Raw genomic sequence first — 12,933 nt, 5'->3', positions numbered from 1 at the left:
ATCAGTAATGCATGGGTTGAACATAGCAGTGCCAGACAATAAAAGCGGGCCCAAACCAGAGGTTTGGGCCCGCTTGCCAGCGTGGAGTAGCCATGGCCACTCAACGCATCATATCAACCACGGCCGGCGCGCTTGCGATCCAGCTCGGTCAGCAACTTCTTGCGAATGCGGATGCTCTTCGGAGTCACTTCTACCAGCTCGTCGTTGTCGATGAACTCGAGGGCCTGTTCCAGAGACATGCGGATCGGCGGAGTCAGCACCTGGGCTTCGTCGGTACCGGAGGCACGCATGTTGGTCAGCTGTTTGCCCTTCAGGCAGTTGACGGTCAGGTCGTTGGAGCGGGAGTGGATACCGATCACCTGGCCTTCGTACACTTCGGTCGCGTGACCGATGAACAGACGACCACGGTCCTGCAGACCGAACAGGGCGTAGGTCAGGGCCTTGCCGGTTGCGTTGGAGATCAGCACGCCGTTCTGACGCTCACCGATGTTGCCACCCTTGTGCGGACCGTAGTGGTCGAAGGTGTGGTACAGCAGACCGGTACCTGAGGTCAGGGTCATGAACTCGGTCTGGAAGCCGATCAGGCCACGGCTCGGGATCATGAAGTCGAGGCGAACACGGCCCTTGCCATCCGGGGTCATGTTGGTCATTTCGCCTTTACGCAGACCCAGTTGTTCCATGACGGAACCCTGGTGTGCTTCTTCCACGTCCACGGTTACGGTTTCGAACGGTTCTTGCAGTTCGCCATCGACGGTGCGCAGGATAACTTCCGGACGGGATACCGCCAGCTCGTAGCCTTCGCGACGCATGTTTTCGATCAGGATGGAGAGGTGCAGTTCACCACGACCGGATACGCGGAACTTGTCCGGATCATCGGTCTCTTCCACGCGCAGGGCCACGTTGTGGACCAGCTCCTGGTTCAGACGCTCCAGGATGTTGCGGGAGGTCACGAACTTGCCTTCTTTACCGGCGAACGGCGAGGTGTTGACCTGGAAGGTCATGTTCACGGTCGGCTCGTCAACGGAGAGCGGCGGCAGCGCTTCAACGGCACCGGTGTCGCAGATGGTGTCGGAGATCTTCAGCTCGCCCAGACCGGTGATGGCGATGATGTCGCCCGCTTGCGCGTCGGTCACTTCGGTACGGGACAGACCCAGGTAACCCAGCACCTGGCCAACCTTGCCATTACGGGTCTTGCCATCGGCGCCGACCACGGTCACCTGCTGGTTGGTCTTGACGCGACCACGGGTGATGCGGCCGATACCGATAACGCCCACGTAGGAGTTGTAGTCCAGCTGGGAGATTTGCATCTGGAATGCGCCGTTGGTGTCAGCTTTCGGCGCTTCCACGTTGTCGACGATGGCCTGGAACAGGGGTTCCATGTTCTCGGACGGAGTGTCCAGATCCATGGTGGCCCAACCGTTCAGTGCAGAGGCGTAAACAACTTTGAAGTCCAGCTGCTCGTCGGTGGCACCCAGGTTGTCGAACAGGTCGAATACCTGATCCATTACCCAGTCAGGACGGGCACCCGGACGGTCAACCTTGTTGATCACCACGATCGGCTTCAGACCTTGGGCAAATGCCTTCTGGGTCACGAAACGGGTCTGCGGCATCGGGCCGTCTACCGCGTCAACCAGCAGCAGCACGGAGTCAACCATGGAGAGTACGCGCTCAACTTCACCACCGAAGTCGGCGTGACCTGGGGTATCCACGATGTTGATGCGGTAGTCGTTCCAGCGGATCGCAGTGTTCTTGGCGAGAATGGTGATGCCACGTTCCCGTTCCAGATCATTGGAGTCCATGATCCGTTCCTGACCTTCCGTGGAGCGGTCCAGGGTACCGGACTGCTGCAGCAGCTTGTCCACCAGCGTGGTTTTGCCGTGGTCAACGTGCGCAATAATCGCAATATTGCGTAAATTATCTAACATTCTCGCCTCAATACACCGGGTAAAATTGGGCGCTAATTGTACTCTCGCCTTTGTGATCTGCCTAGCAGAATTGCAGTACATTCGCGCACATCAACGGATCTGGATCATAGACCCGCCCCACAAAGCCTGCTTGGGCGCCTCGTGACTCCGTTATTGCGCACCATTTCAGTGCACCAAAACGATCCAGCGCCGCACTAATTTGATGCATTTCGACGCGAAAGCGCCTACTTTTGGGGAGCCATCCTGCCGGGACTGCCCTGAAATCAAGCTGTCACAAACTTGGCACGATACTGGCTTATGTGAATACGACGACGCATTCACCCAAAAGAGTTTTAACACCGGAGGTTACTTAGCATGTCAGCCCAGAACGTTTTGGCCCTGATCCAGGAACACGAAGTCAAGTTTGTTGATCTGCGCTTTACCGATACCAAGGGTAAAGAGCAGCACGTATCCATCCCTGCTCATCAGGTTGATGAAGATTTCTTCGAAGACGGCAAGATGTTCGATGGTTCTTCCATCGGCGGCTGGAAAGGCATCAACGAGTCCGACATGGTACTGATGCCGGACCCGGCCTCCGCCAAACTGGATCCCTTCACCGAAGAGACCACTCTGAACATAGTCTGTGACGTGCTGGAACCTGCCACCATGCAAGGCTATGACCGCGACCCGCGCTCCATCGCCAAGCGTGCCGAAGATTTCCTGAAGTCCAGCGGCATCGCCGACACCGTGCTGTTCGGGCCGGAGCCGGAATTCTTCATGTTCGACAACATCACCTTCTCCAACACCATGGGCCACAGCTTCGTGAAGATCGAATCCGAAGAAGCTGCCTGGAACTCCGGTACCAACTACGAGCACGGCAACAAGGGTCACCGTCCCTTCGTCAAGGGTGGCTACTTCCCGGTTGCCCCGGTTGACTCCTCCCAGGACATCCGTGCCGCCATGTGTCTGGTGCTGGAAGAGATGGGCCAGGTTGTTGAAGCTCACCACCACGAAGTGGCCACTGCCGGTCAGAACGAGATCGCGACCCGCTTCAACACCCTCACCCTGAAGGCTGACGAAGTACAGGTGCTGAAGTACGTGATCCACAACGTGGCCCACGCCTACAACAAGACCGTCACCTTCATGCCGAAACCCATGTTCGGTGACAACGGCTCCGGCATGCACTGCCACCAGTCCCTGGCCAAGAACGGCGTCAACCTGTTCGCCGGCGACCTGTACGGCGGTCTGTCCGAGATGGCCCTGCACTACATCGGCGGCATCATCAAGCACGCCAAGGCCATCAACGCCTTCGCCAACCCGACCACCAACTCTTACAAGCGTCTGGTGCCGGGCTATGAAGCCCCGGTCATGCTGGCCTACTCCGCCCGCAACCGCTCAGCTTCCATCCGTATCCCGGTGGTACCGAGCCCGAAAGCCCGTCGTATCGAAGTGCGCTTCCCGGACCCGGCTGCCAACCCGTACCTGGCGTTTGCGGCCCAGCTGATGGCCGGTCTGGACGGTATCATCAACAAGATCCATCCGGGCGATGCCATGGACAAGAACCTGTACGATCTGCCGCCGGAAGAAGCCGCAGAAGTGCCGACCGTAGCCGGTTCTCTGGACGAAGCCCTGGCAGCCCTGAACAGCGATCGCGAGTTCCTGACCCGTGGTGGCGTGTTCAGCGACGACTTCATCGACTCCTACCTGGAGCTGAAGCAACAGGACGTTGACCGCGTACGCATGACCCCGCACCCGTTGGAGTTCGAGCTGTACTACTCCGTCTAAACCCGGACAGTCTGCCCGTTTAAATCCGGCCAGCTTGCCTAATCGTGACAAAACCCGCCATCTGGCGGGTTTTTTCTCTGATAGGATTAAGCAAAATACCGTCAAGGAGAGATGGATGAACAGAAGCTACATCGCATGGACGCTCACCCTGTTGCTGATCACTGCCGGTGCCGAGGCCGCCAAGGTTTATTCCTGGGTTGATGGCAATGGCGTGACCCACTACACGGATGCACCGCCCCCCGGCAAGAAGGCCCAGGAGGTCGATCTGCGCACGGCCCCCCTCATCGGCAGCTCGCCCCGTTCGGTGCAGGTGGAGAACTTCAACGCCCTGACCGGCGCCGATGCCAAGAAAGAGCAGGAGGCCGCCAAGCTGGTCATTGAGCTGCTCTCCCCCGAACAAGGCAGCACCTTGCGCGACAACACCGGCAACATAGTATTTCAGGGACAGATCACCCCCCAGCCGCCGACGCAATATGACGTACGCCTGAAACTTGATGGCAAGGCCGCTCCCATCGTCAGCAACAGCCTGGCGATCCGGGTTGAAAACCTCGATCGCGGCGCCCACGAGGCACAACTAGAGCTGCTCGCCAAAGACGGTACGATCCTTGCTAAATCCACTCCAGTCACCTTTTACCTGCATAGAGCGAGTGTGGCTGCGGCTCCCAAACCCACCCCAAAGGCCAATCAGGGGTGATATAGCGCACCGATGCGGGTAAACTCAATGCACCATATCGGTGCATTACAGGTGCAAAGCACCGTTTTAGGGAGAAACCTGTGTCAACCCGCTCGGATAGTGCCAAGACACTCTTGGATAATCTGCTGACCGCCGTGATCCTCATGGATGAGCGGCTCAGCATTCAATTCGTCAACCCGGCGGCCGAACAGCTGCTCTCCCTCAGTGAACGGCGACTGATCGGCATCGAACTGCCCCACCTGCTGGAGCATATCTCCCTCGATCTACAGCGGCTCAAGCATTGCCTCATCTCGGGGCAGGGCTTCACCGATAGCGAAGTCACCCTGGTGGTGGAAGGGGAGCCCCGCCTGGTGGAGCTCAGCGCCACCCCCATGGCCGATCACGAGCAGCGACTCCTGGTGGTGGAGCTGCGTAAGATCGATCAGCAGAAGAAGATCAGCCAAGAGCAGCAGCAACACGCCCAGCAGCAGGCGGCCAAGGAGCTGGTTCGCGGCTTGGCCCACGAGATCAAGAACCCCCTCGGCGGTCTGCGCGGCGCAGCCCAACTACTGCAAAAGGAACTGCCAGATCCTTCCTTGCGCGAATACACCGGCATCATCATCGAGCAGGCCGACCGGCTGCGGGTACTGGTCGATCGCCTGCTCGGCCCCCAGCGCCCCGGTCGCCACCAGATGCACAATGTCCACTCGGTGCTGGAGCAGGTGCGCCGTCTGGTGGAGCTGGAGCTGCCCCCCTCGGTACGCATCGAGCGAGATTACGATCCCAGCATTCCCGAGTTCGAGATGGAGCCGGACCAACTACAGCAAGCGTTTCTCAACATGGTGCGCAACGCCGCCGAAGCCATCGGCGATCAGACCGGCCTTATTCGCATCAAGACCCGCACCGCCTTCCAGATCACCATCCACGGCCAGCGTTACCGGCTCGCGGCGGAGATCAAGATCATCGACAACGGCCCCGGCATTCCCGATGCCATCCGCGACACCCTGTTTTATCCCATGATCACCGGCAAGGAGGGGGGCACCGGGCTCGGTCTCTCCATCGCCCAGAACCTGATCGATCAGCACAAGGGGCGGATCGACTGCATCAGCTGGCCGGGTCATACCGAATTCACCATTTTTCTACCGCTTCGCAAGTAAGGGACCACCATGACCGCCAAAGTGTGGATCGTCGATGACGACAGTTCTATCCGCTGGGTGCTGGAGCGCACCCTCGGCAGCGAAGGCTTCACCTGCGAGAGTTTCGCCGATGGCGAAGCCCTGCTCCATGCCCTGGAGCTGCGCTCGCCCGATGTGATCCTCTCCGATATCCGGATGCCCGGGATCGACGGCCTGAGCCTGTTGGAGCAGATCCACCGCCGTCAGGCCGACCTGCCCATCATCATCATGACCGCCCACTCGGATCTCGACAGCGCGGTCAACGCCTACCAGCGCGGCGCCTTCGAATACCTGCCCAAGCCGTTTGACATCGACGAGGCCGTGGCCCTGGTTCGGCGCGCCGAGAATCACCTCAAGGAGCAGCGCACCAAGCGCAAGGCACGCCAGCAGGAGGCCAGCAGCACCCCGGAGATCATCGGCGAGGCGCCGGCGATGCAGGAGGTGTTCCGCGCCATCGGCCGCCTGTCGCGCTCCAGCATCTCGGTGCTCATCAACGGCCAGAGCGGCACCGGCAAGGAGCTGGTCGCCCATGCCCTGCATAAGCACAGCCCTCGCGCCCACAAGAATTTCATCGCCCTCAACATGGCGGCCATCCCGAAAGATCTCATCGAATCAGAGCTGTTCGGCCACGAGAAGGGAGCCTTCACCGGCGCCAACAACATCCGTCACGGCCGCTTCGAGCAGGCCGACGGCGGCACCCTGTTTCTCGACGAGATAGGCGACATGCCCCTTGATGTGCAGACCCGACTGCTACGGGTGCTGGCAGATGGCCAGTTCTACCGGGTCGGGGGCCATCAGCCGGTGCAGGTAGATGTGCGGATCATCGCCGCCACCCACCAAAACCTGGAGAAACGGGTCGCCGACGGCGAGTTTCGTGAAGACCTGTTCCATCGCCTCAACGTCATCCGCATCCATATTCCGGCCCTCAAGGAGCGCCGCGAGGATATCCCCCAGCTGGCCCGCCACTTCCTGCTGCGCGCTGCCAAGGAGCTGAACGTAGAAGCCAAGAGCCTGCATCCGGATACTCAGGCCTACATCAGCCGCCTGCCCTGGCCGGGTAACGTCCGTCAGCTGGAAAACGTCTGCCGCTGGCTCACCGTGATGGCCTCAGGGCAGGAGGTGCTGGTAAGCGACCTGCCCACCGAGCTGCTCACCCCCATCACCAATACCGCCGAGCCGGGCCAGCCAGCCCTGTCCGGCGGCTGGCAACAGCAGTTGCAGGAGTGGGTGGCCGCCAAGCTGGCGCTGGGGGAGATCGACATCCTGGCGGATGCCATGCCCCAGTTCGAACGGATCATGCTGGAGACAGCGCTGGAACATACCCACGGCCACAAGCAGGAGGCCGCCCGCCTGCTCGGCTGGGGTCGCAACACTCTGACCCGCAAGCTGAAAGAACTCGACCTCTCCTGAGTCCAGAGGAAAAACGATTCCCATCACGCCTTGGTAAATCATTGCGCAACAAGAGCCCCGTTTGATTTCAAACGGGGTATCTTTTTTGAAAGCCCCCCCTAGAATGGCAGGCTTTCAACCCCGACTCGAAGAAGGCGACATCATGATTGACAGATCTCTCCCCCTGACCGACCTGCACCGCCATCTGGACGGCAACATCCGCCCGCAGACCATCCTCGAGCTGGGGCGTCAGCACAATATCCGGCTGCCTGCCGATGAGCTGGAGGCGCTGCGCCCCCACGTCCAGATCGTCGAGAACGAGCCGAGCCTGGTCGCCTTCCTGAAGAAGCTGGACTGGGGCGTGGCCGTGCTGGCTGACTATGACGCCTGTCGCCGGGTCGCCTACGAAAACGTGGAAGATCTGCTGCGCGCCGGCATCGATTATGCCGAGCTGCGCTTCAGCCCCGCCTACATGGCGATGGCCCACAAGCTGCACCCGCAAGGAGTGGTGGAAGCCGTCATCGACGGCGTGGCCGCCGGCAGCCGCGATTTCGGTATCAAGACCAACCTCATCGGCATCATGAGCCGCACCTTCGGCACCGAACAGTGCCGCAGCGAGCTGGAAGCCTGCTTGGCCCATCGCGACAAGCTAGTCGCCATCGATCTGGCCGGCGACGAGCTGGGTTTCCCGGGCGAGCTGTTTACCGATCACTTCCGCCAGGTGCGGGATGCCGGCATGCGCGTCACCGTGCACGCCGGTGAGGCCGCAGGCCCCGAGAGCATGTGGCAAGCCATTCGCGAGCTGGGTGCCGAGCGTATCGGTCACGGCGTCAAGGCAATTCAGGATCCGGCCCTGATGGCCTATCTGGCCGAGCACCGCATCGGCATCGAGTCCTGCCTCACCTCCAACCTGCAGACCACCACGGTGGCGAGCCTGGCCGAGCATCCGATCCGCCAGTTCCTGGCCGCCGGCGTACTGGTCTGCCTCAACACCGACGATCCGGCGGTAGAAGGCATCGATCTGCCCTACGAATACGAGGTAGCCGCCCCGGCCGCCGGCATGACGGCGAGCGAGATCCGCACCGCCCAGCAAAATGGCCTGACCCTGGCCTTCCTGAGCGATACCGAAAAAGCCGAGCTGAGCGCCCGCGCTGCCAATCGCTGATTAGCTTCCCATTTAAATAAAAACGGCCCACTTCGGTGGGCCGTTTTTATTTGGCTATGACGACTCATAGTTTCAAAAACATCGTGCTCTCCACAAATTCAATATCGACAACATGAGATATCTTGGCCGAGTTTGGCATGAGGGGAGACATAGCCATGGGAAAGAATCTGGATATATTCGGCAAGGCTCTACGAGATCACTACCTGAATCAAGGTAATGAGATGCTACAAATTAATATTGAGGGACAAGAATCATACCGTCTCCCATTATCTATATTTTTTCGACCGGCAGATTACTATGCCATTGATCGTTTAGCCTTGTCCCTGTGTTGTGGACGTATTTTAGATATAGGCGCGGGGGCAGGTGAACACTCGCTATTCCTGCAAAAGCATCGCCGCGATGTGACCGCGTTGGACATATCACCATTGGCTTGTGAAGTGATGCATTGGAGAGGGGTCAATAGGGTCATCAACGCGGACATCTTTTCCGCCCGTTTCGATGCAGAATTCGATACATGGTTGCTTTTGGGCCGTAGCATAGGCGCGGTGGGGAGCCTTCCCATGCTCGCTTGCTTTCTCTCTCTTGCCCATCAATATCTGTCGACAAATGGCCGGCTCATTCTGAACTCGACTAACGGCACAACCAACCTGACGACAATACGAAAACTCTCCTTTGAATATAAAGATGAATATGATGAAACTGTCAGCTGGCTGGATATCGATCAGGACACATTGCGCCACCAGGGCGAAATATATGGCTTCTCAACTGAAATACTTCATAAGGAGGACGATGGTAATTACTTGGCTATTTTGAAAAAACAGCCATGACTATTTCCCCTGGTAATGAAGACGCTGGCAAGCCATCGCGTATGATTCCACTCCCCTGGAGTGCATAGCGGGCATGGTTGGGCTTGGCTGACGCCGAAGAAAGTGAGCGATTAATCCCGCGCCTGGTCGCGCTCCAGCGCCCGCTCCACCAGCGGCTCGGGCAGGGTCTTGGTTACCTCCACCCCCAGCTCGCGAAAACGCTCGGCCTGGGCAATCAGGTTTCCACGGCCATTGACCAGCCGCCCCATCGCCTTGTCATAGCTCTCCTGCGCCTTGTGCAGGCTGCCGCCCATCTGCTGCATCTCTTCGACAAACAACCGCAGCTTCTCGTAGAGACGCCCCGCGCGCTCGGCGATATGACGGGCATTCTGGTTCTGCCGTTCGTAGCGCCACAGATTTTCGATGGTGCGCAGCGCCACCATCAGGTTGGTGGGGCTCACCAGCAGTATGTTGTTATCGAGCCCGTAGCGCACCAGCGAGGGATCCGCTTCGAGGGCGGTGAGAAAGGCGGGCTCCACTGCGACGAACATCAGCACATAGTCGAGGGTACGCACCCCGGGAAGCTGCTGGTAATCCTTGCGGCCCAGCTCGCGGATATGGTTGCGCACCGAGGCTACATGCTCCTTGAGGGCGACCGATTTCTCCAGCTCGTCGTCGCTGTTGTACCAGCGCTCGTAGGCGGTCAGCGACACCTTGGCATCGATGATGATGTCTTTTTCCTGCGGCAGGTGGACGATGACGTCAGGCTGATAGCGCTTGCCCTTGTCCACCTCGATATTGACCTGGGTGTGGTACTCGTGCCCTTCGCGCAAGCCGCATTCGCTCAGGATGCGGGCCAGCACAACCTCGCCCCAGTTACCCTGCTGCTTGCTGTCCCCCTTGAGGGCGCGGGTCAGGGCCGCCGCCTCTTCGGTCATGCGAGCGTTGAGCTCGGCGAGACGCTCCAGCTCGAACTTGAGGCTGTGACGCTGGGCCGTTTCCTGGGCGTGGGTTTCCCCTACCTGACGGCGAAAGCCCTCGAGCTGCTCTTTCAGCGGTGTCAGCAGCAGATCGAGACTGTTCTGATTCAGTTCGCGGAAGTTGCCCGAGTTTTGCTCGAAGATGCGGTTGGCGAGATTTTCGAACTGCTGGCTGAGGCGTTGCTCCGCTTCCTGCTGCAACTGCAGCTTCTCAGCGGCAGCCAGCCGCTCGCTGCGCAGGGTCGCCTCGGCATCCTTGAGACGGGCGGTGAGCTTGATCAGCAGGGTCTGCTGCTGATCCAGCTTCTGCTGGCCCAGCATCCGCTCATCCTGCAGCTCGTCGAAACGATCCTGCAGCGCCTGATAACGCTCCTGAGCCAGCAACAGCTCCCTGGCCTGGGCGGCACTGGCGCGGCGCCCAGCCAGCCAGCCAATCCCCAGGGCCAGCACGGCGGCAGGCAGCAGGATCTCCCAGAGCCCGGGCTCGATCATTTGCGACTCCGTTGACGCAGAAAGAGTTCAAGATAGCGGTTGGCCAGCAACCAGATCACCACATAGAGGAGATAGGCGGCCAGCACCACCCACTTGTGCATGTTGACGCCGGCATCAAGCTCGACAAACTCGATACCCTTGATGCGACAGTAGATCCACATCAGCAGAGGAAACACATACAGCAGGGAGGCACGCCAGAGAAATAACCACATATGTTTTCATTCAGTCACGCAAAAAGACCCGCCTAGCTTACACAAGGGCAACCGCCCTTGCGATCCTGACGGCCGCTATTCTCTGGCCTGCGTTCAGAAACTCCGATAAAATTAACCCCTAATAGGTATTAGGGGTGGGCATGACTCATTATTTCCTCCGTTGGCTGACACAAGGTTGGCAGGCTTCCCGCGCACCCGCCGTAGTGTGCCAGGAAGCACGCCCGCCATGGGCTATCGAGGAATCCCAGTATCTTTCCCTCTGTACCCGCTGCGGTGAGTGCTTCAAGGCATGCCCGCGCGGCCTGCTCAAACCCGCCTCCCAGGAAAAATATCAAGGCAGCCCGATCGCCGGCACCCCGGTGCTGGATCTCGAATGCGGCCAGTGCAGCTACTGTGGCAGTTGCGCCAGAGCCTGCCCCACCGGCGCCCTCGACCTGCAGCTGGGACGCCAGGTGCAGACCCGGGTCCAGATCGACGAGGCCAGCTGCCAGGCCCGTCAGGGGTTCTACTGCCTGCTGTGTGAAGATGCCTGCCCCCAGCAGGCGATCAAGGCCACCGCCGATGGAGTCAGCGTCAACATGGAGGCGTGCGACGGCTGTGGCGCCTGCGGACTGGCCTGCCTGCACGGTGCCATCACCCTGATCCGCCAGCCGGGCAACCGCTGATACGAAAAAGGAGCCAGCAAAGGCCCCTCTTATGTCTTGTTCGTTCCCGTTTCGGATCACGCCATCGCCAGGATGGACTCCTGTTCTATGCCCAGCAGGTGGCACAGACGGGGGTGGGATCGCGTACCGCATCGGCCAGGGTGTACTCACCCAGCACTTCCAGGAAGGCGTTCATGGCGCGACGCAGGATCCCCTGAATGCGGCAGCCACCGGAGAGGCGGCAGTTCTCGCGCTTGCAGTCGACCGGACAGAGCACATGCTCCATGTCCATCACCACGTCCCGCAGATTGATGGATACCGCCGCACGGCCAAGGCGGATACCGCCATGCTTGCCACGTACCGTCTCTATGTACCCCTTGATCCCGAGCTGGTGCACTATCTTGACCACGTGGTTGCGGGAGATACCGAAGGTGTCGGCCACTTCGGTGATGGTCGACAGGCGATCGCTCGGCTGGACGGCCAGGAAGGTCAGGGTACGCAGGGCATAGTCGGTAAATCGTGTCAGTTGCATGGTCGCACTTGCCTCTTACTACAAGCCAGAAATCAGGACGACAACATTGAGCTAAGAGGCAGGAGACAACCGCGTCGCCTGTGCGGGCCTGTCTCTTAATCTGAGTTGCGGAATGACAGGTTAAGAGCAGCACCACCGGGTGTCGATGAAGATGCACATAAATCGACACTTTCTTTGATTGATCGCAAACTTGCCGGGTTATCCCGGCGTTTGGTGGCATTATGGCGGGGAAATTTCCAGAACTTGGCACACTGCCAGCTCTCGCGTTCGCCCCTTGTCAGGGGAACTTTCAGTGGGGCTGTTTCAGCCATTTCTTGAGGGCAAGGGAAGGGATGGAGCTCTCGGAGGCGACCGCAAAGGCGCCCCAATCCACCGCGCACTGCAGAGCCTCCTCGATTGCCATGCCCCGCGCCAACCCGTGGATCAGGCCGCCGGCGAAGGCATCCCCCGCCCCCGTGGTATCGACCACGGAGACAGGCCGCGCCGCCACCCGGATCTGCTCCTCGTCATGAATGGCCACGGCACCGGCCTTGCCTTCCGTCAGCACCAGCCACTCCAACTGCTCCCCGGCCAGCTGGCGGGCGTGTTGCCAGGGATCGCCCACCTCCCCGAGATCGGAGCGGGAGGCGATCAGCACGTGGCAGGGGCGGCGCACCTGCCCGCCCTTGGGGTACTGGGCTACCACGAAGCTCTTGCCGAGCATCTGACGCATATAACCCACCATAGCGGTGCCCGGATAGTTCACATAGAGGCAGTCCACTCCCTCCAACGGCATGTCGCCGGGCAGATCCGGGCGCCGGGGACGCCTGAGGATGGTGCGCTCGCCGGTGGCATCCACCAGGATCAGCAGTTCGCCGGTCTCGCCGCCGAAGCGCTCCACGTGGCTGCAATCCAGCCCGTAACCGGCCGCCTGTTCCAGCAGCCAGTCCCCCGTCTCGTCCAGCCCGATGCGAGAGGCGATAGTCACCTCATGACCGGCCCAGACCAGCCCGATGCCGGTGTTGGCGGCGCCGCCACCCAGCCTGCGCCCCTGATCCACATATTGCAGACGGGCACCGGCCACCAGGGGTTCGGAGAGGGAGAGCACATGATCACAGTTGAGATTGGCAAGCAGAAGAATCCGGGACATAGCGACCTCTAACGACGAGTCTGAAAACGGCACGGGCAGAGCCCAGA

The 12,933-nt window shown here is 60.1% G+C and carries 11 protein-coding genes and 1 pseudogene; 7 read left to right on the top strand and 5 right to left on the bottom strand.

The window, feature by feature from the left end; all coding sequences use genetic code 11:
- Positions 1–113: 113 nt before the first annotated feature.
- Entirely contained in the window at positions 114–1,925 is a 1,812-nt protein-coding gene (typA, locus tag LA321_RS07435; RefSeq protein WP_026456607.1) for a translational GTPase TypA, read from the bottom strand.
- Positions 1,926–2,279: 354 nt separating this feature from the next.
- Between typA and glnA the strand changes: the two genes are divergently transcribed.
- The 6 genes from glnA to LA321_RS07405 all read left to right on the top strand — a co-directional run bounded on the left by glnA (position 2,280) and on the right by LA321_RS07405 (position 8,918).
- On the top strand, positions 2,280–3,689 hold the full coding sequence (gene glnA / locus LA321_RS07430; protein WP_026456606.1) for a glutamate--ammonia ligase: 1,410 nt from the start codon (positions 2,280–2,282) through the stop codon (positions 3,687–3,689).
- Between the two features lie 115 nt (positions 3,690–3,804).
- A complete protein-coding gene (locus tag LA321_RS07425) occupies positions 3,805–4,383 on the top strand; it encodes a DUF4124 domain-containing protein (RefSeq protein ID WP_042025292.1) in 579 nt (192 codons plus the stop codon).
- Between the two features lie 80 nt (positions 4,384–4,463).
- Positions 4,464–5,519: a nitrogen regulation protein NR(II) gene (gene glnL / locus LA321_RS07420; RefSeq protein WP_042072548.1), complete on the top strand. Its 1,056-nt coding sequence runs from the start codon at positions 4,464–4,466 to the stop codon at positions 5,517–5,519.
- Positions 5,520–5,528: 9 nt separating this feature from the next.
- The gene (gene glnG / locus LA321_RS07415) at positions 5,529–6,947 is read left to right on the top strand and encodes a nitrogen regulation protein NR(I) (RefSeq protein WP_026456605.1); all 1,419 of its coding nucleotides are present in this window, start codon (positions 5,529–5,531) and stop codon (positions 6,945–6,947) included.
- A 142-nt stretch (positions 6,948–7,089) separates the two neighbouring features.
- Positions 7,090–8,091, top strand: a complete 1,002-nt coding sequence (gene add / locus LA321_RS07410) for an adenosine deaminase (RefSeq protein WP_042072550.1) — start codon at positions 7,090–7,092, stop codon at positions 8,089–8,091.
- 155 nt (positions 8,092–8,246) lie between these two features.
- Positions 8,247–8,918 (top strand): class I SAM-dependent methyltransferase, encoded by a 672-nt coding sequence (locus LA321_RS07405; RefSeq protein ID WP_042072626.1) that lies wholly within the window; start codon positions 8,247–8,249, stop codon positions 8,916–8,918.
- Positions 8,919–9,028: 110 nt separating this feature from the next.
- Here the strand turns inward: LA321_RS07405 and rmuC are convergent, their stop codons facing one another.
- Both rmuC and LA321_RS07395 read right to left on the bottom strand, forming a co-directional pair.
- Complete coding sequence (rmuC, locus tag LA321_RS07400; RefSeq protein WP_042072552.1) at positions 9,029–10,369, bottom strand: DNA recombination protein RmuC; 1,341 nt, start codon at positions 10,367–10,369, stop codon at positions 9,029–9,031.
- Complete coding sequence (locus LA321_RS07395; RefSeq protein WP_042072553.1) at positions 10,366–10,581, bottom strand: hypothetical protein; 216 nt, start codon at positions 10,579–10,581, stop codon at positions 10,366–10,368. Before LA321_RS07395 ends, rmuC begins: the two co-directional genes overlap by 4 nt.
- Before the next feature lie 140 nt (positions 10,582–10,721).
- Between LA321_RS07395 and LA321_RS07390 the strand changes: the two genes are divergently transcribed.
- On the top strand, positions 10,722–11,246 hold the full coding sequence (locus LA321_RS07390; protein ID WP_042072556.1) for a ferredoxin-type protein NapF: 525 nt from the start codon (positions 10,722–10,724) through the stop codon (positions 11,244–11,246).
- A gap of 56 nt (positions 11,247–11,302) precedes the next feature.
- Here LA321_RS07390 and LA321_RS07385 read toward each other — a convergent pair.
- A pseudogene (locus LA321_RS07385) lies at positions 11,303–11,757 on the bottom strand (Rrf2 family transcriptional regulator).
- Positions 11,758–12,046: 289 nt separating this feature from the next.
- Positions 12,047–12,886, bottom strand: coding sequence for a PfkB family carbohydrate kinase (locus tag LA321_RS07380; RefSeq protein WP_042025299.1), 840 nt, complete (start codon positions 12,884–12,886; stop codon positions 12,047–12,049).
- Positions 12,887–12,933: the final 47 nt, after the last annotated feature.

Source organism: Aeromonas enteropelogenes, assembly GCF_020097295.1.
GTDB lineage: Bacteria > Pseudomonadota > Gammaproteobacteria > Enterobacterales > Aeromonadaceae > Aeromonas > Aeromonas enteropelogenes.
This window is presented reverse-complemented; position numbering and strand designations above follow the sequence as displayed.

Excerpts from the sequence above, each read along its gene's own strand:
- typA (WP_026456607.1), bottom strand. The coding sequence starts at position 1,925 with ATGTTAGATAATTTACGCAATATTGCGATTATTGCGCACGTTGACCAC.
- glnA (WP_026456606.1), top strand. The coding sequence starts at position 2,280 with ATGTCAGCCCAGAACGTTTTGGCCCTGATCCAGGAACACGAAGTCAAG.
- LA321_RS07425 (WP_042025292.1), top strand. The coding sequence starts at position 3,805 with ATGAACAGAAGCTACATCGCATGGACGCTCACCCTGTTGCTGATCACT.
- glnG (WP_026456605.1), top strand. The coding sequence starts at position 5,529 with ATGACCGCCAAAGTGTGGATCGTCGATGACGACAGTTCTATCCGCTGG.
- add (WP_042072550.1), top strand. The coding sequence starts at position 7,090 with ATGATTGACAGATCTCTCCCCCTGACCGACCTGCACCGCCATCTGGAC.
- LA321_RS07405 (WP_042072626.1), top strand. The coding sequence starts at position 8,247 with ATGGGAAAGAATCTGGATATATTCGGCAAGGCTCTACGAGATCACTAC.
- rmuC (WP_042072552.1), bottom strand. The coding sequence starts at position 10,369 with ATGATCGAGCCCGGGCTCTGGGAGATCCTGCTGCCTGCCGCCGTGCTG.
- LA321_RS07395 (WP_042072553.1), bottom strand. The coding sequence starts at position 10,581 with ATGTGGTTATTTCTCTGGCGTGCCTCCCTGCTGTATGTGTTTCCTCTG.
- LA321_RS07390 (WP_042072556.1), top strand. The coding sequence starts at position 10,722 with ATGACTCATTATTTCCTCCGTTGGCTGACACAAGGTTGGCAGGCTTCC.
- LA321_RS07380 (WP_042025299.1), bottom strand. The coding sequence starts at position 12,886 with ATGTCCCGGATTCTTCTGCTTGCCAATCTCAACTGTGATCATGTGCTC.